Consider the following 24,130-nt stretch of genomic DNA (forward strand, 5'->3'; position numbering starts at 1 on the left):
CTGCCCTTACGCCGCCAGCAGGTATCGCGCCGTCGCCTCGTCGGTGATCAGGCCGTTGATCATCCGGCCCTTCAGTGCCGAGAGGATCGCGAGATACTTGCGCTGCCCCTTGGCAAGACCGATGACAGTTGCCTTTTCGCGCGAGGGGAGTGGTGCCGAGGCGACACGCTCATTGATACTGCCGGCAAGCAGGGTGCCTTCACGGTCGAACAACCAACCGCAGATCTCGCCCGCTGCCCCCTCCTCGACAAGCCGTTCCATCTCGTCTCGTGTCAGAAATCCGTCCTCGCAAAGCGGCGCATCGGGACCGAGTTCGCCGATGCCGACGAAGACGACGTCCGCCTCCTCGCCGAGTTTCAGCGTCGATTGCACGAGGCTCTGCCTGTGCAGCAGGTCCCGCTCTTCGGCCGATGAAACGAGAACCGGCAGCGGCATCGGAAAATGTCGCGCCTTGACCGCATCCGCCATGCTGAAGATGACGTTGTAGTAGGCAGCCGAGCCGTCCGGGCCGATGTTACCCGTCAGCGACATGATGCGATGCTGCGGACACTCCATCGCCGGCAACTGATCGATCGCAGCCTTCAGCGTACGCCCGGTGCCGACGGCAAGCACGATCGGATCTGGCCGCTTCAGCCAGCGTTCGATTTCCGCAGCCCCGGCTTCCGCAATACCAACGGTGGTCGAGGTCGAGGCAGGGTCGGTCGGCACCACGTCGACGTAACGCAGATCGAAGCGTTGCTTCAGCCGCTGGGCGAGTTCGAGACACTCGGCAATCGGATGGTCGAGCCGCACCTTGATCAAGCGTTCGGCAACAGCAAGCGAGACAAGCCGCTGGGCGGACTGCCGCGAAATACCCATGGCGCTTGCAATCTCATCCTGGGTGCGGCCGGCGACATAGTAGAGCCATCCGGCCCTTGCCGCGTCGTCCAGCCTGCCGCCTGTTTCGGATCGCCTTGCCATGGTCCGCCTCAAACCTGATCCCGATTTGCTGACACCATTTCAGCAGCGCTGTCAAATCCGCCGCCGTCGCTGCACCGCAATCAAAAGTTTGCATCGCAGCAACTAATAAAACCGAATTTATGACATTTTAAGTCATGATTTTACAGGCTCAAACGCCTGAAAATCCGGCATTTCAATCCAAACTTTTACCGTTTGATAAAAAAATAAAGCGTGTTACCGTTTCACCATCCAAAGCCCACACGAATGGGAGATAACAATGGGAACAAGCGCATCTGGGATTCATGGCGGCAGGCTTTCGCCGGGCGACTATGAGACGAATTTCTCCGACCTGCACCCACCGCTGGATCACCATGAGGCGCTGGTGGAGGCGGACCGCTGCTACTTCTGCTACGACGCGCCGTGCATGACGGCCTGTCCGACCTCCATCGACATTCCAATGTTCATCCGCCAGATCTCCACCGGCAATCCGGTCGGCTCTGCCAAGACCATCTTCGACCAAAACATCCTCGGCGGCATGTGCGCCCGGGTCTGTCCCACCGAAACGCTGTGCGAACAGGCCTGCGTGCGCAACACGGCCGAGGAACGCCCTGTCGAGATCGGCCGCCTCCAGCGTTACGCCACCGATACCGCCATGGAGCGGGATATCCAGTTCTACGAGCGCGCCGCCCGTACAGGCCGCCGCGTCGCCGTCATCGGCGCCGGCCCGGCCGGCCTTGCCTGCGCCCACCGGCTTGCAATGAATGGTCATGACGTCGTCATCTTCGACGCCCGCGTAAAGTCAGGAGGCCTGAACGAATACGGGATCGCCACCTACAAGGCGACCGACGACATCGCGCAGCGCGAGGTCGACTATGTGCTTGCGATTGGCGGCATCGAGGTGCGCAATGGGCAGATGCTCGGTCGTGACTTCACGCTCGGCGAACTCACCGACAATTTCGACGCCGTTTTCCTCGGCATGGGCCTCGCGGGTGTTAATGCGCTGAAGGCCGAAGGCGAGCAACTCGCAGGCGTAGAAGATGCGGTGGACTTCATTGCCGCTCTGCGGCAGGTCGAGAACAAGGCCGACATCGCCATCGGCCGCCGCGTTGTTGTCATCGGCGGCGGCATGACGGCGATCGATGCCGGCGTCCAGGCAAAGCTGCTCGGCGCCGAAGAGGTGACCATCTGCTATCGCCGCGGCAAGGAGCAGATGAACGCTTCGGAATTCGAGCAGGACCTCGCCACCTCGAAGGGCGTTATGATCCGCCACTGGCTGCAGCCGAAGAAAGTGATCGGCAAGGACGGCCACGTCGCCGGCATCGAGGTCGAATATACCGAAATGCGGGACGGCAAGCTTGTCGGCACCGGCGAGTCCGGCATTTTGGCCGCCGACCAGATCTTCAAGGCGATCGGCCAGACGTTTGATCCTATCGGTGTCAGCAACCTGCAGCTTGACGGCGGGCGCATCGCCGTCGATGCCGAGGGCAGAACCTCCGTGGCCCGTGTCTGGGCCGGTGGCGACTGTGTCAAGGCCGGCGAGGACCTGACCGTCACCTCGGTTGCTCAAGGCCGCGATGCGGCCGACTCCATCAACCGGATGCTTGCCGGAGCGGCGCATCCTTCCGTTGCCGTCGCCTGAGGGAGAACGAACCATGGCTGATCTCCGCAACAACTTCGTCGGCATCAAATCCCCGAACCCCTTCTGGCTGGCCTCTGCCCCGCCGACTGACAAGGCCTACAATGTCGAGCGCGCCTTCAAGGCGGGCTGGGGCGGCGTCGTCTGGAAGACACTCGGCGAGGAAGGACCGCCGGTCGTCAACGTCAACGGCCCGCGCTATGGCGCCATCTGGGGCGCCGACCGCCGGCTCCTCGGCCTCAATAACATCGAGCTCATCACCGACCGCCCACTGCAGATCAACCTGCAGGAGATGAAGCAGGTGAAGATGAACTGGCCGGACCGGGCGCTGATCGCCTCGATCATGGTGCCCTGCCAGGAAGAGGCATGGAAGGCCATCCTGCCGCTCGTCGAAGAAACCGGCGCTGACGGCATCGAGCTCAACTTCGGCTGTCCGCACGGCATGTCCGAGCGCGGCATGGGGTCCGCGGTCGGCCAGGTGCCGGAATACATCGAGATGGTGGTACGCTGGTGCAAGCAGTACACGCGCATGCCGGTGATAACGAAGCTGACGCCGAACATCACCGACGTCCGCAAGCCGGCCCGCGCCGCCAAGGCCGGCGGCACTGACGCGGTGTCGCTGATCAACACGATCAACTCGATCACTTCGGTCAATCTCGACACATTCTCGCCCGAGCCCTCGATCGACGGCAAGGGAAGCCATGGCGGCTATTGCGGCCCGGCGGTCAAGCCGATCGCGCTGAACATGGTGGCAGAGATCGCTCGCGATCCGGAAACCTACGGCCTGCCGATATCCGGCATCGGCGGGGTGACCACCTGGCGCGATGCGGCCGAGTTCCTGGCACTCGGTGCCGGCAACGTGCAGGTCTGCACCGCGGCGATGACCTATGGGTTCAAGATCGTCGAGGAGATGATCACTGGCCTCTCCGACTGGATGGATTCCAAGGGGCACAAGACCCTGGATGACATCAGCGGCCGCGCCGTGCCAAATGTCTCCGACTGGCAGTACCTGAACCTGAACTACGTTGCCAAGGCGCATATTGATCAGGACGCCTGCATCAAGTGCGGCCGCTGTCACATCGCCTGCGAGGACACCTCGCACCAGGCGATCACCTCCATGGTTGACGGCATCAGGCATTTCGAAGTGATGGAAGACGAGTGCGTCGGCTGCAATCTCTGCGTCAACGTCTGCCCGGTCGACAACTGCATCACCATGGTGCCGCTGGCGGCGGGCGTGCTTGACCAGCGCACCGGCAAGCCGGTCGATCCGAACTATGCCAACTGGACGACCCACCCGAACAACCCGATGGCCCGTCAGGCCGCGGAATAGTTTGTCCCGCCAATGTCCCCGGCCCTACCCTCGTGGTGGGGCCGGGATGCCCGACTGAGGCGCTGAACGCTTTCCTGTAGGCGCTGGCAGTTGCTTCCGGCCAAGCCGTCTCTCGCCGCCCTGTAGCGCGTAAGATTTCAGCGAAATTTCAGAAACCCTTCCAGATTTTCTGCCCCTAGAAGGCCACACTTCCCTTTCCGATGGAGGAAGTGGCCATGATGACGCAACGCCACGAACGCCGGGATGAACTGATCGAACTGATCGGCTCTGGCATTACTGCCTATCCCGGCAGCGAGATGGGCTATCTGCTCGACATGCTGTCCAGCGACACCGGAGATGCCCCTGCTCCGTCGATGCCACCGCACACTGCCTGGTACTGGCGCGAAATGTTCACTTTTGGCACTGTCCCGCGCTTGACTTGATGCCCGCCCGGGGTTCCGATGGAGGTGGTGTTCCGCGAGGACTCCATCGGTGGACGAGAGTGGCGATCAACGGCTGTTCCACATCGGCGACTGCGTGCTGGATCTCGATTGCGGCACGCTGGTGCGCTCGGGCGCGCCGGTCGCCATCCGCGCCAAGACCTTTCTGCTGCTTTCCCATCTGGCGCACCATCGCGGCAAGGTCCTTTCAAAGAACGCGCTGCTTGACGCCATCTGGCCGGACGTGTCGGTGACCGAGGATTCCCTGACGCAGTGCATCCGCGACGCCCGAAAGGCTTTGGGCGACGAGGCGCAGCAACTACTTCGGACGGTCACGCGGCGCGGCTATGTCCTGACCCTTCCCGACGCCACCGGGCGCCCGCCTGCCGCATCGCCTCGGGCATCCGCCCAAGCACCCGAGCAGGACGCGGCTCTGCATCGCCCGCCCGAACCGACGGTCGCCGTGCTGCCTTTCAGTAATACGGGTGACAATCCGGAGGACGCACTCTTCATCGACGGCATCGTGGAAGAGATTCACAAACGGATTGGCGCGCTTCAAGACCGTTGCGGTGATCGCCCGAAATTCCGCCTTCGCCTACCGCAGCGAGCCGGCCACAGGCGAAGCGATCGGCAAGGCGCTTGGCGTCGATTTCGTGGTGGAAGGATCAGTGCGCAGGCTCGGCTCGCGCCTGACCATCGTTGCGTCCTTGAACGAGGCGCACGACGGGCATCGCCTCTGGGGCGAGATGTTTTCCGGTGACGGCAACGACCTTTTCGCGCTGAACGAAACCATTGCCTACCGCATCATTTCGAGGCTTGTGGCGAACATCGAGGGGGCGGTCCTGCACCGCCCGGCCGCATCGGCACCGGAGAATATCGACGCCTTCGAGCATCTGACGCGCGGCATTGCGCTGTTGCGCAGTTATGGAGAGGGCGTGAACGATCGCGCCCGCGTACATTTCCTCCGTGCCATCGAACTCGACGAGCGATACGGCCTCGCCCATGCCTATCTCGCACTGGCGGAGCTCATCATCAACGGCTACGGTGCCGCACCGCGTGATATCATTATCGCATGCCGGAACCGGGTGCAGACGGCGCTCACGCTAGCCCCCGAAGAGGCCCGATGCCATCGCATCATGGCAGTGGTCCTTCTCTGCTTCCGGGAGCATGCGGCGGCCGAGCAGCACCTGCACCGCTCGCTGGACCTCAATCCCTACGACGCCGACACGCTGGCGCAGATGGGTTATCTGCTGACGATGCGCGGACGCGCCAGCGAAGCATGGGAGTGGATGGAACGCGCCGCGCGCCTCAATCCCATCCACCCGCAATGGTATCACTATGACCGGTCAATTCTGCTTTACGCGACCGGAGAATACCGGAAAGCGGCCGAGGAACTGGTCAGCATCCCTCAATGTGGCATCCTTCACAACATACGCCTTGCAGCCTGCTACGCGATGACGGGCATGCACGATAAAGCCGCCGCCCAGATTCGGCAGGTCCTTACAGTCAAGCCCGGTCTGCCGATCGAGGATGCAGTCAAGACGCGGCTGGAATTCGAGCGGAACGAGGACATCGAGCATGTCTTGCGCGGCGTGCGGCTGGCGCTGGACTGCTTTTCCCGCGATGTCGTGTCCGCCTCGAACCGTCCGCATTCCTCGATTCACAAGGAACCGTAGCGAGCGCCTGCCTTGCGCGCGGCGCTCGCCTGCGGTGCGGCGATCATTCCTCCGAGAACTGGTCCCAGGCCCGCAGCGCATCGGCCGCATACATCAAGGCCGGCCCGCCGCCCATGTAGACGCACATGGCCATCACTTCCGCAATCTCCTCGCGCGTTGCGCCCAATCCCTTGAGCGCCTTGGCATGGAAGCCAATGCAACCATCGCAGCGCTGCGTCACGCCGATGGCCAGCGCGATCAGTTCTTTGGTTTTCTTGTAGAGCACGCCGTCGGCGGTTGCCGCCTTCGCCATAGCGCTGAATCCCTGCATCGCATCCGGCGTAAGCTTGCGCATTTCCGCCATGTAGGCCGAGATGTCGCGGGTGATGTCACGATAGTCCTTGGTCACGGTCATTCTCCCTGCCGCTTTACATTTCATAATTGCGTGATATCATGAAAATATAAATTGTAAAAGGACCGCCCCAATGGATTTCAGCGACCGGATGCCTGAGAAGTCGAGCGAAGTCGCCGACTTTCTGAAGGGCCTGGCCAGTCCGCATCGGCTGCTCATCCTCTGCGCCCTATCGAAGGGAGAAAGCAGCGTCGGAGCCCTGATGGGGGATACGGGGATCGCCCAGACCTCGATGTCGCAGCACCTGGCAAAGCTGAAGGAAGAAAAGATCGTCGACTTCCGGCGCGAGCACCGCACCCTCTACTACTTCATCGACCATCCGGCAGTGATGGAAATCATGGCCGTTCTCTACCGGTATTTCTGCGAAAAGGACCCCACATGACCAACAGCATCGGAGCCAGCAAGGCAGCCGAATGGATTGCCTCCGGCGACGCCGTTCTCATCGACGTGCGCGAGCCGGACGAGTTCCGCGCCGAACATATCGCAAGTGCCGCATCACTGCCGCTCAGCGCTCTCGGCGCACAACTTGCAAAATTGCAGATTCCGGCAGGGCGAAAGGTTATCTTCCAGTGCCAGATGGGCGGCCGAAGCCAGAAGGCCTGCCAGTTGGCGAAAGAGCGCGGTGAGTACATCATCTATAACCTCGAAGGCGGCATCAACGGTTGGAAGGCGGCAGGCCTCCCCGTTGTCGGCACGGCAAACCAGGGCAAGGCGACACCGTCAATCGCGCGCCAGGTGCAGATGACGGTCGGCACCTTCATCCTTGCTGCGGTCATCGCCGGCTTTTCAGGCTGGACGCCCGGCTTTGCACTTGCCGGTTTCTTCGGATTCATGCTGGCATTCGCCGGCATCACAGGCTGGTGCGGCCTGGCCATGATGCTTTCACGCATGCCATGGAACAGGAGCGCCTGAGGCGCATTCCGAGGGTGCGGTTGGTAGCCCTCAAATATGCCCCCTGACGATAGGCACCTCTCCATGCTAAGCCGGCAAAGTTTCGCGCAAACGGAGAGCACCTCGTGGACCAAACGACGCAGCACGCCAGCAAGGCTGCTTCCAGCCTGCAATCCGCAAGCCGGGAGCGGCTTTTCGGCCACCTTGCGATGCTGCTCTTTTCCGCCCTGATCGCCGGCTCTTTCTCGTTCGGCGGACTGGCAGCACAGCACATGGATGCCGCCCCTCTGATGCTCTGGCGCTATCTTTTGACAGTGCTGGTCATGGCCGCCCTCGCCTTCGGGGTTTTCCGCGCACCACTGGAGTTTCCAAAAGAGTACTGGCGGTTTCTGATCCTCGGCGGGCTGATCGCGTTCTACATGTTGACGATGTTCATCGCGCTGGAGTTCACTGATCCTGTCTCGACCGGCGCGGTGTTCACACTGATGCCGCTGCTCAGCGCCGGCTTCGCACTTCTTTTCCTCGGCCAGCGAACCCGCTCGGGCGTGCTGGTCGCCTTGGTTATCGCTGCCGTTGGCGCGGTCTGGGTCATCTTTCGCGGCAGTATCGAGGCGATCCTCTCCTTCGATATTGGTCGCGGCGAGATGATCTTCTTCGCCGGTGTCGCTGCGCATGCAGCCTATGTACCGCTGATCCGCAAGTTCGGCCGGGGCGAAAACGCGGTCGCTTTCGGATTCTGGGTCACGGTCGCTTCTGCCCTTTGCCTGTTACCGTTTGGCGCGCGCGAACTTGTGGCAACCGATTTTTCCGCCCTGCCGCTGACCGTCTATCTCGCCGTTGCCTATCTGGCCATCGTCACGACAGCGCTGACCTTCCTGCTCCTGCAATACGCCTCCATGCGGCTCCCGGCACCGAAGGTGTTGGGATACGGCTATTTGACGCCCAGCTTCATCATCATTCTCGAAGGTCTGCTCGGCCACGGCTGGCCGCCTGCGGCCGTTTTCGCCGGCGCGTTTTTGACCGCCTGTGGCCTTGCGGCCATGGCACGCTTGCCGGACTGACGACACGCACCGGCTGCGAACGAACGTCGCACCCAACCGCTGTTCAGTAAAAGTTCATAGCCAGGGTGCCAAAGGAGACCTCGCCCGCCTGCCCCTTCGCGGGGCAGGTGGGACGCAAGATCCACGGGGACACGAAATGACTGACGACAGCCGGCCCGTATCAGGCCTGCCGACAAACTGGGCGCACGCTCCACGCGATGCACTTCTGGTTGCCGGCGTCATCTTCTGCGTAGCGTTATTCGGCATCACAACCCGCCCGCTGGGCTTGTTGGCTGCGTTCTGGCCCGCCAACGCCGTGCTCCTTGGCATGATGATCCGCAGCCCTCACCTCGCCTCCATCAGCGGTTGGACCGGCGCCTTCGCTGGCTACGTCGCTGCCGATCTCCTCACCGGGGGATCCCTCGGCCTGACCCTGTGGATGACCATTGCCAACGTGGCCGAGGCTGCCACCGGCTACCTCTTCTTCCGGCGGCTACCCGAAGATCATCAACGCCTGCGCTGGCCGCAATCGATCATGCTCCTCTTCGCCGTCTGCTGCTGTGCCGCAGCCGTGGGCGCCTTTGTCGGTGCCGGTGCAGCGAGTGTGGTGTTCGAACGCGATTTTTCGACGGGTCTGGAGTACTGGTTCAGCACGGAACTGGCCAACGCCATCGTCGTCTTGCCAGTCATGCTGACAGCACCGCAGTTGCGCGACATCGGCTGGCCCTGGCCGGCCTTCGCCACGACAGAGGGAACACGCAATGTGATGCCGGCTGCAGCACTTGCCGCCTCCATCCTCATTGGCAGCCTGATGGAGGGGCCGGGCTCGTTTGCCTTTCCGGTTCCCGCGCTTCTTTGGTGCGCCGTCAGCTACTCGTTGTTCACCACCGCCATCCTCACGCTCGTCTTCAGCATGTGGGGCATGGTGATCGTCACCGGATCCTTCGCCACACCGCCCGCAGACATCGACCTGCTCACCTGGGGAAAATCGATCCGGCTGGCGCTCGCCCTGATAGCGCTGGCTCCTCTCGCGGTCGCCAGCGTCAACGCCACGCGCAACGAACTCCTGACGCGCCTGCAGGACTCGGTCGATCACGATGCACTGACGCGCGCGCTTACGCGCAGCACATTCGTGGAGCGAAGCGAGCGCCTGCTGGAGACTGCTGGCCCCGGCACCGCGGCCTTTCTGATGCTGGATGTGGACCTGTTCAAGTCCGTCAACGATCGATACGGTCATGCGGCTGGCGATGCCGCACTCGTTGCCTTCGCGGGTTCGGTTAGGCAAGCGTTGCGCAAGGAGGATCTGTTCGGCCGTCTGGGCGGAGAAGAATTTGCCGTCTACTTTCCACGCACCACGCGCGAAGAGGCAGAGGAGATTGCCGAGCACATTCGTCGGACGGTGGAAAAACTGCCAGTGGATGTCGGCAACGGCCGGCTCGTTTCGATAACCGTGAGCGGTGGTCTCGCGATTCGGACCAAGGGTAATCACTCCACATTGGACGCGCTGTTTGCGCGTGCCGATGCCGCGCTCTATCGGGCAAAGGCCGAAGGCCGCAACCGGATTATCGCCGCCGAATGAGGTTGTTTTTCAGGAAGCCTGATCCCGCACCTCAAGCCCGCCGATAAAAAGTTGCTCGAGAAAGCGGGCGGCATCTTCGAAGCGGCCATCGCCTGCCTGGTCCTGCCCCAAAACGGCTCGCACCTGCACGTCGAAGTCGGCGTAATGCTGGGTCGTGGACCAGATCGAAAAAATCAGGTGGTAGGGGTCGCATTTTGCGATCTTGCCGGCCTTGGCCCAGGCGCGGATCACAGCCGCCTTCTCGTCAACCAGCGCCTTCAGCGGCCCTTTCAACTCGTCCTCGATGTTCGGCGCGCCCTGCAGCACCTCATTGGCGAAAAGCCGGCTTTCGCGTGGAAAGTCACGCGCCATTTCAAGCTTGCGGCGAATGTAGCTGCGGATTTCGGCCACCGGATTGCCGGCCGCATCGAACTCGCGGAGCGGATCGAGCCAGGTGTCGAGCACCCGCGTGATCAGGGCGCGGTGCATGGCTTCCTTGGTGCGGAAGTAATAGAGCAGGTTCGGCTTCGACATGCCGGCAACCTCGGCGATCTGGTCCACCGTTGCCCCGCGATAACCGTGCAGCGAGAACACTTCCAGCGCGGCTTCCAGGATCCGCTCTTCTTTCTCCTCCTGGATGCGCGTGCGCCGTTGAGTCTTGGCCGCTCTCGGTGGAACCATCTGTGCTCTAGCCTTCGCCCGAGTGGAAAAGTGCCGTCAAAATCACCAGTTTAGCCCGCTGCCATTTTTCTGAGCGAAGGCCATCGCTTTTCGCTTTTTCGACTTGAGTGACGCAATGGAAGCTGTAATGTTTACCAACCGGTCAAATTATCGGCCAGTTGCAAAACAAACGCAACGGCTGTTCGGAAGGCGCACAAAAACAAATCGCGCCCCATTGCCCGGCGGGAACATATAGGCGGTTTTGCAAGGAACCGCTCGCAAATATTGGGAGCTAGTGACATGGCCGCACCCGGCGAAAACATGCGCGTCAATGCCGACCGCCTGTGGGATAGTCTCATGGAAATGGCGAAGATCGGCCCCGGCGTTGCCGGCGGTAACAATCGCCAGACCCTGACCGACGCGGACGCTGAGGGCCGCAGCCTCTTCAAGGGCTGGTGTGACGCGGCCGGCATGAGCATGTCCGTCGACAAGATGGGCACCATGTTTGCTACCCGCCCCGGCACCGATCCAGATGCGCTGCCGGTCTACATCGGCTCGCACCTCGACACCCAACCGACCGGCGGCAAGTATGACGGCGTGCTCGGCGTGCTTTCCGGCCTTGAGGTTATCCGGTCGATGAACGACCTCGGCATCAAGACGAAGCACCCGATCGTCGTTACCAACTGGACGAACGAGGAAGGCGCGCGCTTTGCCCCCGCCATGGTCGCCTCCGGCGTTTTCGCCGGCGCATTGACGCTGGATTACGCCTATTCGCGCAAGGACCCCGAGGGCAAGACATTCGGCGACGAGCTCAAGCGCATCGGCTGGGTCGGCGACGAAGAGGTCGGGGCGCGCAAGATGCACGCCTACTTCGAATACCACATCGAGCAGGGGCCGATCCTCGAGGCCGAGGAAAAGCAGATCGGCGTCGTCACGCACTGTCAGGGCCTGTGGTGGCTGGAATTCACGCTGACAGGTCGCGAGGCGCATACCGGCTCGACCCCAATGAACATGCGCGTCAACGCCGGTCTCGCCATGTCGCGCATCATCGAGATGGTGCAGGGCGTGGCGATGAAGAACCAGCCGGGCTGCGTTGGCGGCGTCGGCCAGGTGTTCTTCTCGCCCAACTCGCGCAACGTGCTTCCCGGCAAGGTCGTCTTCACCGTCGACATCCGCTCGCCGGACCAGGCGAAGCTCGACGGCATGCGGGCGACGATCGAGGCGGAAGCGGCAAAGATCTGCGAGGCGCTGGGCGTCGGCTGTTCCGTCGAGGCGGTCGGCCATTTCGACCCCGTCACCTTCGACCCGAAGCTCGTCTCGGCTGTGCGCAAAGCAGCCAAAGACCTCGGCTACAGCCACATGAACATCATCTCCGGCGCCGGCCATGATGCCTGCTGGGCCGCCAAGGTTGCCCCCACGACGATGATCATGTGCCCCTGCGTCGGCGGCCTGTCGCACAACGAGGCCGAGGACATTTCGAAGGAATGGGCGTCCGCCGGCGCGGACGTGCTGTTCCACGCGGTAATCGAAACGGCGGGGATCGTGGAGTGAAACGGGATCCGGACCACGATCTGGAAACGATGACCCAAGCGGAACTGCTTGCCGCAGCGAAGGCGATGCGCGCGGCAATCCGCGCCCATCGCGACGCCTCGAGCCACGACCTCTGCTGGCATCATCCCGACCTGTGGAGCCTGCTGCCCGACCAAACAACAGCGAGCATCACCGTTCCAGAGTGGCCGCAATTCATGCGCGGCTGCATCCGCTATCGTCAGTCGCTTGACGCACAGCTCGCGGCCGCACCGCGAACAGCTACGGAGTTCAAGCCATAGGAGACACTGCGCCCGAAGAGGACGGGCGCGACCCACATCATCGACTGACGCTCAAGTTTCAAGACATAAGTAAAGGGAACCTGAAATGGCGAGTACAGTTATCAAGGGTGGAACCATCGTCACCGCCGACCTGACCTACAAGGCGGATGTCAAGATCGACGGCGGCAAGATCGTCGCGATCGGCCCGAACCTTTCCGGCGACGAGGTCCTGGACGCAGCCGGCTGCTATGTCATGCCCGGCGGCATCGACCCGCACACCCATCTCGAAATGCCCTTCATGGGCACCTATTCCTCCGACGATTTTGAAAGCGGCACGCGCGCGGCGCTCGCCGGCGGCACGACGATGGTGGTCGATTTCGCCCTCCCCTCGCCCGGCCAGTCGATGCTCGAAGCGCTGCAGATGTGGGACAACAAGTCGACGCGGGCCAACTGCGACTATTCCTTCCACATGGCAATCACCTGGTGGAGCGAGCAGGTCTTCAACGAGATGGAGACCATCGTCAAGGACAAGGGAATCAACACCTTCAAACACTTCATGGCCTATAAGGGTGCGCTGATGGTCGACGACGACGAGATGTTCTCGTCGTTCCAGCGCTGCGCAGCGCTCGGCGCACTGCCGCTTGTGCATGCCGAGAACGGCGACGTGGTGGCGCAGATGCAGGCGAAGCTGCTCGCCGAGGGCAACAACGGCCCCGAGGCGCACGCCTATTCCCGTCCGGCCGAAGTCGAGGGCGAGGCCACCAACCGCGCGATCATGATCGCCGACATGGCGGGATCGCCCGTCTATATCGTCCACACCTCCTGCGAGCAGGCGCATGAAGCAATCCGCCGCGCCCGCGCCAAGGGCGTGCGCGTCTTCGGCGAACCGCTGATCCAACATCTGACGCTCGATGAGAGCGAATACGCCAATCCCGACTGGGATCACGCCGCCCGCCGGGTAATGTCGCCGCCGTTCCGCAACAAGCTGCACCAAGATTCACTATGGGCCGGTCTCGCTTCCGGTTCGCTGCAGGTCGTTGCAACCGACCATTGCGCCTTCACCACCGCGCAGAAACGCACCGGCGTCGGCGACTTCACCAAGATCCCGAACGGCACCGGCGGGCTCGAGGACCGGATGCCGATGCTCTGGACGCATGGCGTCAACACCGGCCGGATCACCATGAACGAATTCGTCGCCGTGACCTCGACCAACATCGCCAAGATCCTCAACATCTATCCGAAGAAGGGCGCGATCCTCGTCGGCGCCGATGCCGACATCGTCGTCTGGGATCCGAGACGGAAGAAAACGATCACGGCCAAGACCCAGCAATCCGCGATCGACTACAACGTCTTTGAAGGCAAGGAAGTCGTCGGCCTGCCGCGCTTCACCCTGACGCGCGGTGTGGTCGCCATCGAGGAGGCGACCGTCAAGACGCAGCAAGGCCACGGCGAGTTCGTCCGCCGCGATCCGTTCCCGGCGGTCAGCACGGCGCTGTCGACCTGGAAGGAAGTGACGGCACCGCGCAAGATCCAGCGCAGCGGCATTCCGGCAAGCGGGGTCTGATGGCACTTTTCCGGTCCAACGGCATTGCGGCGTTCGGCATGGCACTTGCCTTGCCGGCCCGGCTTTGCGCCGCCGAAGGCGTGCCGCTCGGCGGCAGCTTCGGCAATGCAGAGGGCTGCGCGTTTCTGAAGACTGGTGAAATCACATCGGACGGCCTGCTTGCGCTGTCGGAGACCGCGGTCACCGCCTACGCGAGCAGCTGTGATTTCGTAAAGGTTTCCCCCGCAATCGACGGGCGCTACCAGATCGGTGGGCTCTGTCACGAGGAAGGCGAAGAAGTCGGCCGGGAGGAGAAGCTCACGCTCTCGCGCGCCGGAAGCGGCTACCTCGTCACCTTCACCGACGGCACCGTGTGGGGTCCGGTTGAGAGATGTCCATGAACCTGACTTTGGCGTTCGCAGCTCCCCCCCTCTGTCCTGCCGGACACCTCCCCCTCAAGAGAGGAGATCGTAAGCGGCAGGCGCGGACGTCAGACATTTGGGCTGCCACACATAACCGGCTCGGCAGGGCAAGGTTCGCCGAAAAGGCTCAGCAAGACACCTTCGTCGCCAGCAGTCGCATCAGGCGGTGCCGCCGGCACCCGATCTCCCCCCTTGAGGGGGAGATGTCGCGAAGCGATCGAGGGGGGTGTCCCGCCAAGGACGCAACGCGAACGAATCGAATGTCAGGGCACCAGCCCATCCAGCTCCGGCAGCGGCACGACGCTCTCCTCCTCGTGCGGGTCTGTCCGCGCGATGACGGCAGAGCATGGCGCGTCGGAGAGGTTCGCCGGCAGGTGTGGCACGCCGGCGGGGATGTAGAACATCTCGCCGGCCTTGACGACGACGTGCTCCTGAAGCCGCTCGCCGAACCAGGTGTGCGCCTCGCCGGAGAGTACATAGATCGCCGTCTCGTGGCTCTCGTGCAGATGCGCCTTTGCGCGCGCGCCCGGTGGGATCGTCAGAAGGTGCATGCAGATACCGGCCGAGCCCACTGTCTCGCGGGCAATCCCTTCGAAATACGAAAGTCCCTGCTTGCCATCGTAGGTCCCGCCCGGGCGGACGACGCGGCAGGTCGGCTTTTCTCCCGTATTCATCGCCCTTCCTCCAACAATCGAGTGTGAAGTCCCGTGTCCGATCTAGCCATGAAGACAATGCCGATTGCAATGCGCCCGACAGGCATGCAGTCTGGTTCCGCCAGCGCCACCGAGGGCACAGGAATGAACAAAGCATCCACCTCTTCCGTTGTTTGCGCGACGAATCTCGGCCTGACCTTCGAGACCGCCGACGGTCCGGTCAACGCGCTCTCGGACGTAAACCTCACCGTCGACAAGGGCGACTTCGTCTCCTTCATCGGCCCCTCCGGCTGCGGCAAGACGACATTCCTGCGCGTCATCGCCGACCTGGAAAAACCGACCTCCGGCACCATCACCGTCAATGGCCTGACGCCGGAGCAGGCACGCCACAAGCGCGCCTATGGCTATGTCTTCCAGGCGGCCGCCCTCTATCCCTGGCGGACGATCGAAAAGAATATCGCGCTGCCGCTGGAGATCATGGGCTACCAGGCGGCCGAGCAGAAGGAGCGCATCGCCCGCACGCTCGACCTCGTCAATCTCACCGGCTTCGGCAAGAAGTATCCCTGGCAGCTCTCCGGCGGTATGCAGCAGCGCGCCTCGATCGCCCGCGCGCTGGCCTTCGATGCCGACTTGCTCCTGATGGACGAACCGTTCGGCGCGCTCGACGAGATCGTCCGCGATCACCTGAACGAAGCGCTGCTGAAACTCTGGGACCGCACCAATAAGACGATCTGCTTCGTCACCCATTCGATTCCCGAAGCCGTCTACCTCTCGACCAAGATCGTCGTGATGAGCCCCCGCCCCGGCCGTGTCACCGACATCATCGAATCCACCCTGCCGAAAGAGCGCCCGCTCGACATTCGCGAGACGCCGGAGTTCCTCGAGATTGCCCATCGTGTCCGTGAGGGTTTGCGTGCGGGGCACAGCTATGAGGATCACCGGTAAATGAATCCGCAGTTCATCCTCTGGCTGGCCGGATCGATGGCCGTTTTTCTGGCGGCGGCGACGGCGTCGCGCGCCTATGTCTCCAGCAGCAACATGCTGCTGCTGCTCTTTTCACTCGGGCTCTATTGCGTCGGAAACCTGATGATGGTGCGGTTGATGCGTGAAGGCGGGTTGGGGCTTGCTATCTCGGCATCGGCTATCGCGCAGTTGCTCCTTATCAACGTCATCGCCTTCGTCGTCTTCGGCGAGCGGCTGAGCAGCACCCAGCTTGCCGGCGTCGGCTTGGGCGTGCTCGCCATGGGGCTGATGCTGCTTCCCACTGCGGAACGGAGCTGACAATGGAAGAACATAGCTTTTTCAGGGACAAGCTCTTTCCGATCGGGACCGTGGTGCTGGCAATCATCGCGATCTGGTACGTCTCGGTCGTCTTCCTCAATGCCCCGTTCGAACGTGACACCGCTGCCCGCAACGGGACGACCATCACGTTCTCCGAGCTCCTGCCGAAGACCATGGCACAGGAGCGGCCGGTCCTGCCGGCACCGCACCAGGTGGTGGCCGAACTCTGGGACACCACGGTCAACAAGGCGATCACGTCCAAGCGCAGCCTCGTCTACCACGCCTGGGTAACGCTCTCGGCGACGCTGCTGGGCTTCGCCATGGGCACGGCGCTCGGCATCCTGCTTGCGATCGGCATCGTCCACAACAAGGCGATGGATCGCTCGCTGATGCCCTGGGTCATCGCCAGCCAGACCATCCCGATCCTTGCGATTGCCCCGATGATCATCGTCGTGCTCAACGCGGTCGGCCTTTCCGGCCTGCTGCCGAAGGCGCTGATCTCGACCTATCTCAGCTTTTTCCCCGTCGTCGTCGGCATGGTGAAGGGCTTGCGCAGCCCCGAACAGATCCAGCTGGATCTGATGCACACCTACAACGCCTCCCCCGCGCAGACTTTCTGGAAACTGCGCTGGCCGTCCTCCATGCCCTATCTCTTCACCTCGCTGAAAGTGGCGGTCGCGATCTCGCTCGTCGGTGCCATCGTCGGTGAGCTTCCGACAGGTGCAGTTGCCGGTCTCGGTGCGCGTCTGCTTGCCGGCTCCTACTACGGCCAGACGGTTCAGATCTGGGCGGCGCTGTTCATGGCGGCAGCCGTGGCAGCCCTGCTCGTCATCATCGTTGGCATTGCCCATTCAGCCGTCCTCAAGCGCATGGGAGCTCGCGCATGACCTACGCACCGCTCCTCTTTGCCGTCGCCTTCTGGCTCGCCGCCTGGGCGTTCAACGAGTGGCTTGTACGCCAGCGTTTTCAAAGCCATTTGGCACAGCGGGCCGCACGTCTTGCCGTCCCGCTCCTTTTCGGCATCACCATCCTGGTCCTTTGGGAAGGCATCGTGCGCGGGTTCAACGTGCCCTCCGTGCTGCTGCCGCCACCGAGCATGATCTGGGCCCGGCTGATCAACTCGGTCCCCACGCTCTGGGCGGATTTCCGGCAGACGTTCCTGAAGTCGGTGATCACCGGCTATGCCCTCGGCTGCGGCCTCGGCTTCCTTGTCGCGATCCTGATCGACCGCTCGCCCTTCCTGCAGAAGGGCTTGTTGCCGCTCGGCAATTTCGTCTCGGCGCTACCGGTGATCGGCGTCGCTCCCATCATGGTGATGTGGTTCGGCTTCGATTGGCAGTCTAAGGTAGCCGTCGTCGTCATCATGACCTTCTTCCCCATGCTGGTGAACACGGTCGCAGGCCTTGCCGCGGCCAGCCATATGGAACGCGACCTGATGCGGACCTATGCGGCGAGTTGGTGGCAGACCCTCGTCAAATTGCGGCTTCCCGCCGCCTGGCCTTTCATATTCAATGCACTCAAGATCAATTCCACGCTGGCGCTGATCGGCGCCATCGTCGCCGAGTTTTTCGGAACGCCCATTGTCGGCATGGGTTTCCGGATTTCCACGGAAGTGGGCCGCATGAATGTCGACATGGTCTGGGCCGAGATCGCGATCGCAGCGCTCGCCGGCTCGCTCTTCTACGGGGTGGTCGCGCTCGTCGAGCGCACCGTCACCTTCTGGCATCCGTCTGTCCGCGGTGGACAGGCGTAATAATAATGAGGGAACCGCTATGAAAAAGACTATTGCATCGCTTCTTATGGCAAGTGCCTTCTCGCTTGCCGCCTTCCAGGCCGAGGCTGCCGACAAGGTCACCTTGCAGCTGAAGTGGGTCACCCAGGCACAATTCGCCGGCTACTACGTGGCAAAGGACAAGGGCTTTTATGAGGAGGAAGGCCTCGACGTCGAAATCAAGCCGGGCGGCCCTGATATCGCGCCGGCCCAGGTGATCGCCGGCGGCGGCGCCGACGTCATCGTCGACTGGATGCCATCTGCGCTTGCCACCCGCGAAAAGGGCGTTCCGCTGGTCAACATCGCCCAGCCCTTCAAGCAATCCGGCATGATGCTGACCTGTCTGAAGGAATCCGGCGTCAAGGGTCCGGAGGATTTCAAGGGCAAGACCCTCGGCGTCTGGTTCTTCGGCAACGAGTATCCGTTCCTGTCCTGGATGAGCCACCTGAAGATCCCGACAGATGGCGGGCCGGAAGGCGTGACCGTTTTGAAGCAGGGCTTCAACGTCGACCCGCTGATCCAGAAGCAGGCCGCTTGCATCTCCACCATGACCTACAACGAGTACTGGCAGGTGATCGATGCCGGCATCAAGCCGGAAGACCTCGTCACCTTCAAATATGAGGACCAGGGCGTGGCGACGCTGGAGGATGGCCTCTACGTGCTGGAGGACAAGCTGAAGGACCCGGCCTTCAAGGAAAAGATGGTGAAGTTCGTCCGCGCCTCGATGAAGGGCTGGAAATGGGCCGAGGAGAACCCGGATGACGCAGCCGAGATCGTCCTCGAAAACGACTCGACCGGCGCCCAGACCGAAACCCATCAGAAGCGCATGATGGGCGAAGTCGCCAAGCTCACCGCCGGCTCGAACGGCGCGCTCGACGAGGCCGACTATAAGCGCACCGTCGCTTCACTGCTTTCGGGCGGTTCGGATCCGGTTATCTCTAAGGAACCCCAAGGTGCCTGGACGCATGAGGTCAGCGACGCAGCCCTGAAATAGTTGAGCCTGCCTACAGATGATGAGCGCGCGGCACTCGCTGCCGCGCGCTCATGCTTTTTCGGCGACCGGATGCGCGCCAGGATGGCACGGTTCCCGTCTGTTGCACTGCGACATCACAGGATGTAAAATATTGAGGCACCATCCTGAGTGGACCCTTGTAAGCCGTTGCGCGTCCCATTACATAGACCGCGCAGTTTGGAACCCGGCCGTTTCAAAGCCGATGGAAGATCTACGACAACGCTTCCGGCCAAATCTGGGATGGAATGCCCGCCGGCAAAAAAACAAAAATCTCCGGCGTGGTTCGAAAATTGCCTGCATATTGAAAAGGTCGGCTCATGGCGCGTGGATTGAAGTACGTACTCTGCCTTTCCGTCGCTGCAACCGCAGCTGCCTATGCAGGCGGCCTGCACGCTGCCGATGCCGCCCCCAGCCAGCCCGGAAATGAACAGACGGAAAATCTGCCGGCGATCGTCGTTACCGCGGCCGAAGAACGGACGATCGTCGACCGCGTGATCGCCACCGGCACGATCCAGCCTGTCGAGGAGGTCTATGTCGCCCCGCTTGTCGACGGCCTTTCCATCCGCTCGCTTGGCGCCGAAGTCGCCGATCGCGTGAAGGAAGGCGATACGCTCGCAACCCTCAACGACGATGCGCTGATCTTGCAGAAGAGCCAGCTCGAAGCGATGCGCGCCAAAGCCGAGGCTTCCCTGGCGCAGATCGAAGCGCAATTGATCGAAGCAAAGGCGAATGCCGAGGAAGCCGACAAGGCGCGTGAGCGCGCCGAAAAGCTGGTAAAGTCAGGAGCGACCTCCCAGGCGATCTTCGATCAGGCCACTGCCGCTGCGAAGGCAGCGGTCTCGCGCGTCACCTCTGCCGAACAGGCCATTTCCGTATCAAAGGCAGAGATCAAGGTTATGGACGCGCAGATCGCCGACATCGACCTGAAACTCGCCCGCACCGCCGTCAAGGCTCCGGTTTCCGGCATCATCTCCTCACGGACCGCCAAGATCGGCGCAATCGCCATGGGCGCCAGCCAGCCGCTGTTCTCGATCATCCGCGACGGCGAGATCGAGTTGAAAGCGGATGTCTCGGAATCCTCGATTCTCAAGCTTGCTGTCGGCCAGAAGGCGACGGTAACGCTTGCCGGCGGCGCGGCGAAGCTCTCCGGCCGCATTCGCCTGGTCGAACCGACGCTGAGCAACGATACCCGCCTCGGCCACGTTTACATCAAGCTGGACGAACCGGAAAAGGCGCGCGTCGGCATGTTTGCCAGCGCCGAGATCATCGCGCAGGAAACGAAAGGCATCGTGCTCCCGCTTTCCGCGATCACCACCTCGCGCGACGGTACGGTTGCGCGTAAAGTCGAGGACGGGATCGTCAAGCTCGTGAAAGTCGAGACCGGCATCCAGGACGGCCAGGTGATCGAGATCGCAAGTGGCCTCAAAGCCGGCGACGAGGTCGTAGCGAAGGCGGGCGCCTATGTCCGCGACGGTGACAGGGTCAGGCCGGTAAAGGCGACCTCGCCGGTTGCTGCGAACTAGGAAAGTCGCACAAAACGGTCTCGGGCCGCACAAATACGCAAGGCCGCAGTGAAGGCATTGCGAGAAGATAATTCGGACTGTCCGCGCGCCACGGGACGCGCGGTCTGAAGCGCGACCTTCAAGCTGCGAACATTGGCGGTTGGTGCGAAATCTGGGATGAGGATATCTGGAACATGAATTTTTCTGCCTGGTCCATTCGCAACCCAATCGCGCCGCTGCTTGCCTTCTTCCTGCTGATGGTCGTCGGGCTGCAATCTTTCTATTCACTGCCGATCACGCGCTTTCCCAACATCGATGTGCCAGTGATCGCGATCACCGTCACTCAAAGCGGGGCGGCCCCTGCCGAGCTCGAGCTTCAGGTAACCAAGGAGATCGAGGACGCGGTCGCCGGCATTTCCGGTGTCGACGACATCATGTCGACCGTCACCGACGGCAGTTCGGTGACATCAGTCCTGTTCGAGATCGAAGTGCCGACGAACCAGGCACTGCAGGACGTCAAGGATGCGATCGACCGCATCCGCAGCGACCTGCCGGCAACGGTCGAGGAGCCGGTTGTCACCAAGATCGATGTGGAGGGGCAGGCAATCCAGACCTTTGCCGTCTCCTCGCCCAACATGACGCTCGAAGAGCTATCCTGGTTCGTCGACGACACCGTCAAACGCGCATTGCAGGGCCAGCCGGGTGTCGGCAAGATCGATCGTTTCGGCGGCGCCGACCGGGAGGTGCTGGTCGACCTCAATTCCGACAGGCTTGAATCCTTCGGCATTTCCGCCGCCGACGTGAACCGTCAACTGCGCAGCATGAACGCCGATGTCGGCTCCGGTCGCGGCCAGATCGCCGGCGCCGAACAGGCGATCCGTGTCCTTGGCGACGCCCGCTCCGTGGAAAAGCTGGCCGCCACGATGATCGCGCTTCCAAATGGCCGCTTCGTCCGCCTGTCAGAGCTTGGCCGGATCACAGACACCTACGAGGAGCCCCGCTCGTTCTCTCGCTTCAATGGCACCCCGGTTGTAACCTTTGCCGTCTTCCGCTCGAAGGGCGCCAGCGAGGTGACCGTTGCCGAGTCCGTCGAAAAGGCGCTCACCAAGGTGCGCGAGCAGAATCCGGACGTCGCGATCAGCCTTGTCGACGACGCCGTCTACTTCACCTACGGCAACTACGAAGCGGCGATCCACACGCTGATGGAAGGCGCGATCCTGGCCGTCATCGTCGTGCTGCTCTTCCTTCGCAACTGGCGTGCGACGCTGATCTCGGCCGTCGCGCTGCCGCTCTCCGCGATACCCACCTTCTACGTCATGGATCTGCTGGGTTTCTCGTTGAACCTCGTCAGTTTCCTCGCCATGACGCTTGCCACTGGTATCCTGGTCGATGACGCGATCGTTGAGATCGAGAACATCGCGCGCCACATCAAGATGGGCAAGACTCCGTACCGGGCCGCCATCGAAGCCGCAGATGAAATTGGCCTCGCGGTGATTGCCACAACGTTCACCATCATCGCCGTGTTCGTGCCGGTATCTTTCATGCCCGGCATCCCGGGTCAGTACTTCATCCAGTTCGGCCTCACCGTCGCCGTCGCGGTATTTTTCTCGCTTGCGGTGGCGCGATTGATCACCCCCGTGATGGCCGCCTACCTGATGCGTTCCAGCGATGGGGACGGCCACGGCGAGGAAAAGGACGGCGCCTTCATGCGCGGCTACACCTGGCTTGTGACCGTGACGACCAAGCACTGGTATAGCCGCTACGCCACGCTTCTCGGTGCCATTGCCTTTCTTGTCGCTTCGATGATGCTGCTCTTTACCGTTCCCGGCAGTTTCATGCCGCCGGAGGATGCTTCGCGCGTCGTTCTCTCGGTCGAGCTCCCGCCCGATGCCATGCTGGAGGACACCGACCGCGCAACGTCCGAGATCTTTGACCGGGTAAAAGACATCGATGGCGTCAGTGATATCTTCGTGTTGGGAGGCTCCTCACCGAAGGGTGACCTCGAGCTGCGCCGCGCCTCGGTGACGGTCATGCTGGAGAAGCGGGATCACTCGCTCGTCAACAAGGTCGTCAACGACCTCCTCGGCGATCTGCCTGTGATCGGCCAGTACCTTCCGAAGCTGCCGCCGACCGGTCGCATCAAACCGCAGTGGGATGTCGAGAAGGCGATCTTCGCCGCGGTCCACGATATCCCGGATGTCCGCATCATAAAGCTCAACGACCGCGCCGAGCGTGACCTGACGTTTAACCTGCTTTCCAACAACGAAGCAGATCTGAACAACACGGTCGCCGTTCTCGAGGCCAAGCTGAGAGCCGATCCACTGCTTTCGAACGTCAGCTCCGAAGGTTCATTGCCCCGGCCTGAACTGCAGATCCGGCCGCGCGATGACAAGATGGCCCGTCTCGGCATCACCACCGCGCAGATTTCCGAGGTGATACGCGTCGCCACCATCGGCGACATCGATTCTCAGCTCAGCAAGATGTCGCTCGATGGGCGCCTTATCCCGATCCGCGTGCAGGTCGACCGCGATTTCCGCGGCGATCTCGGCGCGATCCGTAATCTGAAGATCAAGACCGCGAGCGGCCAGGTCGTACCGCTGTCGTCGGTTGCCGATATCGACTATTCGGAAGGCCCCAGTTCAATCAAGCGCTTCGACCGCAACCGGGTCGTCTCTATCGGCTCCGATCTCAAGCCCGGTGTGGCACTGGATACGGCGACGGCCCGCTTCAAGGAGATCGCCAACAGCATCGACATGCCCGAGACGGTGCGCTTCCAGGAAAGCGGCGACGCCGAAATCCAGGCAGAGATGGTACAGAGCTTCGGCAACGCCATGCTGCTTGGCCTGTTGCTGGTGTTGATGGTGCTGATCTTGCTGTTTAAGGACGTCATCCAGCCCTTCACCATCCTGTTCTCGCTGCCACTTGCGATCGGCGGTGTGGCGGCCGGCCTGATCCTGACGCAGAACGCACTCTCCATGCCGGTGCTGATCGGCATCCTGATGCTGATGGGCATCGTGACGAAGAATGCGATCCTGCTGGTCGATTTCGCGATCGAAATGATGCATCGAGGCATGAACCGTCTGCAGGCGATGGTCGAGGCCGGGCGCAAGCGTGCGCGCCCGATCATCATGACGTCGATCGCGATGTCGGCTGGTATGCTGCCCTCCGCGCTTGGTGTCGGCGAAGGCGGGACGTTCCGCGCGCCGATGGCGATTGCGGTGATCGGCGGCATCATCGTCTCGACGGTGCTGTCGCTGGTGGTCGTACCATCGTTCTTCCTGATCATGGACGACCTATCGCGGCTCCTCGCAAGGATCTTCGGTCGTCTCGTCGGCAAGAAGGACGAGGAGACGCCTCCTCTCGACAACGAGGCGCTCACGCACGCAGCAATCGAAACCGCAAAGAGCATCGATACTTTGGGGGACCGGGTGACCGCCTTGGAGCAGCATCGGGACGGTGCCAAGAAGCCGCTCAGCGTCATCGCGCATCATTCGAAACTTGCCGCCGAATGATGTGACCAAACTTAAGGTCAAACGAAAGCCGGGCAGGTAATTCCGCCCGGCTTTTCTCGTTTTTGAGCGCTCCAGAGCTGTGCGTT

At 62.2% G+C, this 24,130-nt stretch carries 24 protein-coding genes; 20 read left to right on the plus strand and 4 right to left on the minus strand.

What is annotated here, in order from left to right; genetic code table 11:
* Positions 1-6 precede the first annotated feature (6 nt).
* Positions 7-960 carry a sugar-binding transcriptional regulator gene (locus IB238_RS11915; RefSeq protein WP_192246453.1) on the minus strand — a complete coding sequence of 318 codons (954 nt, stop codon included), beginning with the start codon at positions 958-960 and terminating at the stop codon, positions 7-9.
* A gap of 256 nt (positions 961-1,216) precedes the next feature.
* Here IB238_RS11915 and IB238_RS11920 point away from each other — a divergent pair, with 256 nt between their 5' ends.
* From IB238_RS11920 to IB238_RS11940, 5 genes are all read left to right on the plus strand, one after another.
* Complete coding sequence (locus IB238_RS11920) at positions 1,217-2,578, plus strand: NAD(P)-dependent oxidoreductase (RefSeq protein ID WP_192246455.1); 1,362 nt, start codon at positions 1,217-1,219, stop codon at positions 2,576-2,578.
* Positions 2,579-2,591: 13 nt separating this feature from the next.
* Positions 2,592-3,905, plus strand: coding sequence for an NAD-dependent dihydropyrimidine dehydrogenase subunit PreA (gene preA, locus IB238_RS11925; RefSeq protein ID WP_192246457.1), 1,314 nt, complete (start codon positions 2,592-2,594; stop codon positions 3,903-3,905).
* A gap of 215 nt (positions 3,906-4,120) precedes the next feature.
* The gene (locus IB238_RS11930) at positions 4,121-4,327 is read left to right on the plus strand and encodes a hypothetical protein (protein ID WP_192246459.1); all 207 of its coding nucleotides are present in this window, start codon (positions 4,121-4,123) and stop codon (positions 4,325-4,327) included.
* A 49-nt stretch (positions 4,328-4,376) separates the two neighbouring features.
* A complete protein-coding gene (locus IB238_RS11935; RefSeq protein WP_192246461.1) occupies positions 4,377-5,084 on the plus strand; it encodes a transcriptional regulator in 708 nt (235 codons plus the stop codon).
* Positions 4,993-6,000: a hypothetical protein gene (locus tag IB238_RS11940; RefSeq protein ID WP_192246463.1), complete on the plus strand. Its 1,008-nt coding sequence runs from the start codon at positions 4,993-4,995 to the stop codon at positions 5,998-6,000. The genes IB238_RS11935 and IB238_RS11940 overlap by 92 nt, the downstream gene beginning before the upstream one ends.
* 43 nt (positions 6,001-6,043) lie before the next feature.
* Here the strand turns inward: IB238_RS11940 and IB238_RS11945 are convergent, their stop codons facing one another.
* Complete coding sequence (locus IB238_RS11945; protein WP_192246465.1) at positions 6,044-6,388, minus strand: carboxymuconolactone decarboxylase family protein; 345 nt, start codon at positions 6,386-6,388, stop codon at positions 6,044-6,046.
* 76 nt (positions 6,389-6,464) lie between these two features.
* Between IB238_RS11945 and IB238_RS11950 the strand changes: the two genes are divergently transcribed.
* From IB238_RS11950 to IB238_RS11965, 4 genes are all read left to right on the plus strand, one after another.
* Positions 6,465-6,773, plus strand: coding sequence for a metalloregulator ArsR/SmtB family transcription factor (locus IB238_RS11950; RefSeq protein ID WP_246723538.1), 309 nt, complete (start codon positions 6,465-6,467; stop codon positions 6,771-6,773).
* Entirely contained in the window at positions 6,770-7,303 is a 534-nt protein-coding gene (locus IB238_RS11955) for a rhodanese-like domain-containing protein (protein WP_192246467.1), read from the plus strand. The genes IB238_RS11950 and IB238_RS11955 overlap by 4 nt, the downstream gene beginning before the upstream one ends.
* 104 nt (positions 7,304-7,407) lie before the next feature.
* Entirely contained in the window at positions 7,408-8,343 is a 936-nt protein-coding gene (locus tag IB238_RS11960; protein ID WP_348648229.1) for a DMT family transporter, read from the plus strand.
* Positions 8,344-8,479: 136 nt separating this feature from the next.
* Complete coding sequence (locus IB238_RS11965) at positions 8,480-9,901, plus strand: GGDEF domain-containing protein (RefSeq protein WP_192246469.1); 1,422 nt, start codon at positions 8,480-8,482, stop codon at positions 9,899-9,901.
* A 9-nt stretch (positions 9,902-9,910) separates the two neighbouring features.
* Here IB238_RS11965 and IB238_RS11970 read toward each other — a convergent pair whose 3' ends face one another.
* Complete coding sequence (locus IB238_RS11970) at positions 9,911-10,561, minus strand: TetR family transcriptional regulator C-terminal domain-containing protein (RefSeq protein ID WP_192246472.1); 651 nt, start codon at positions 10,559-10,561, stop codon at positions 9,911-9,913.
* 279 nt (positions 10,562-10,840) lie between these two features.
* Here IB238_RS11970 and IB238_RS11975 point away from each other — a divergent pair, with 279 nt between their 5' ends.
* The 4 genes from IB238_RS11975 to IB238_RS11990 all read left to right on the plus strand — a co-directional run bounded on the left by IB238_RS11975 (position 10,841) and on the right by IB238_RS11990 (position 14,292).
* Positions 10,841-12,091, plus strand: a complete 1,251-nt coding sequence (locus IB238_RS11975) for a Zn-dependent hydrolase (RefSeq protein WP_192246474.1) — start codon at positions 10,841-10,843, stop codon at positions 12,089-12,091.
* A gap of 29 nt (positions 12,092-12,120) precedes the next feature.
* Positions 12,121-12,369 (plus strand): hypothetical protein, encoded by a 249-nt coding sequence (locus IB238_RS11980; RefSeq protein WP_210333569.1) that lies wholly within the window; start codon positions 12,121-12,123, stop codon positions 12,367-12,369.
* 85 nt (positions 12,370-12,454) lie between these two features.
* Positions 12,455-13,912: a dihydropyrimidinase gene (gene hydA / locus IB238_RS11985; protein WP_192246477.1), complete on the plus strand. Its 1,458-nt coding sequence runs from the start codon at positions 12,455-12,457 to the stop codon at positions 13,910-13,912.
* Positions 13,912-14,292, plus strand: coding sequence for a hypothetical protein (locus IB238_RS11990; RefSeq protein ID WP_192246479.1), 381 nt, complete (start codon positions 13,912-13,914; stop codon positions 14,290-14,292). Before hydA ends, IB238_RS11990 begins: the two co-directional genes overlap by 1 nt.
* A gap of 284 nt (positions 14,293-14,576) precedes the next feature.
* On the opposite strand, the gene IB238_RS11995 is transcribed toward IB238_RS11990, so the two are convergent.
* Positions 14,577-14,987, minus strand: coding sequence for a cupin domain-containing protein (locus tag IB238_RS11995; protein WP_192246481.1), 411 nt, complete (start codon positions 14,985-14,987; stop codon positions 14,577-14,579).
* A 123-nt stretch (positions 14,988-15,110) separates the two neighbouring features.
* Between IB238_RS11995 and IB238_RS12000 the strand changes: the two genes are divergently transcribed.
* The 7 genes from IB238_RS12000 to IB238_RS12030 all read left to right on the plus strand — a co-directional run bounded on the left by IB238_RS12000 (position 15,111) and on the right by IB238_RS12030 (position 24,044).
* Positions 15,111-15,911, plus strand: a complete 801-nt coding sequence (locus IB238_RS12000) for an ABC transporter ATP-binding protein (RefSeq protein ID WP_192246484.1) — start codon at positions 15,111-15,113, stop codon at positions 15,909-15,911.
* Positions 15,912-16,247, plus strand: a complete 336-nt coding sequence (locus IB238_RS12005) for a hypothetical protein (RefSeq protein WP_192246486.1) — start codon at positions 15,912-15,914, stop codon at positions 16,245-16,247.
* A gap of 2 nt (positions 16,248-16,249) precedes the next feature.
* A complete protein-coding gene (locus tag IB238_RS12010) occupies positions 16,250-17,134 on the plus strand; it encodes an ABC transporter permease (protein ID WP_192246488.1) in 885 nt (294 codons plus the stop codon).
* A complete protein-coding gene (locus IB238_RS12015) occupies positions 17,131-18,000 on the plus strand; it encodes an ABC transporter permease (protein WP_192246490.1) in 870 nt (289 codons plus the stop codon). The genes IB238_RS12010 and IB238_RS12015 overlap by 4 nt, the downstream gene beginning before the upstream one ends.
* Before the next feature lie 19 nt (positions 18,001-18,019).
* Positions 18,020-19,012 carry an ABC transporter substrate-binding protein gene (locus tag IB238_RS12020; protein WP_192246492.1) on the plus strand — a complete coding sequence of 331 codons (993 nt, stop codon included), beginning with the start codon at positions 18,020-18,022 and terminating at the stop codon, positions 19,010-19,012.
* A gap of 335 nt (positions 19,013-19,347) precedes the next feature.
* Positions 19,348-20,553 carry an efflux RND transporter periplasmic adaptor subunit gene (locus IB238_RS12025; RefSeq protein ID WP_192246494.1) on the plus strand — a complete coding sequence of 402 codons (1,206 nt, stop codon included), beginning with the start codon at positions 19,348-19,350 and terminating at the stop codon, positions 20,551-20,553.
* A gap of 173 nt (positions 20,554-20,726) precedes the next feature.
* Positions 20,727-24,044 (plus strand): efflux RND transporter permease subunit, encoded by a 3,318-nt coding sequence (locus IB238_RS12030; protein ID WP_192246496.1) that lies wholly within the window; start codon positions 20,727-20,729, stop codon positions 24,042-24,044.
* Positions 24,045-24,130 lie beyond the last annotated feature (86 nt).

The organism is Rhizobium sp. ARZ01 (genome assembly GCF_014851675.1).
In the GTDB taxonomy this organism is placed as follows: Bacteria; Pseudomonadota; Alphaproteobacteria; order Rhizobiales; family Rhizobiaceae; genus Mycoplana.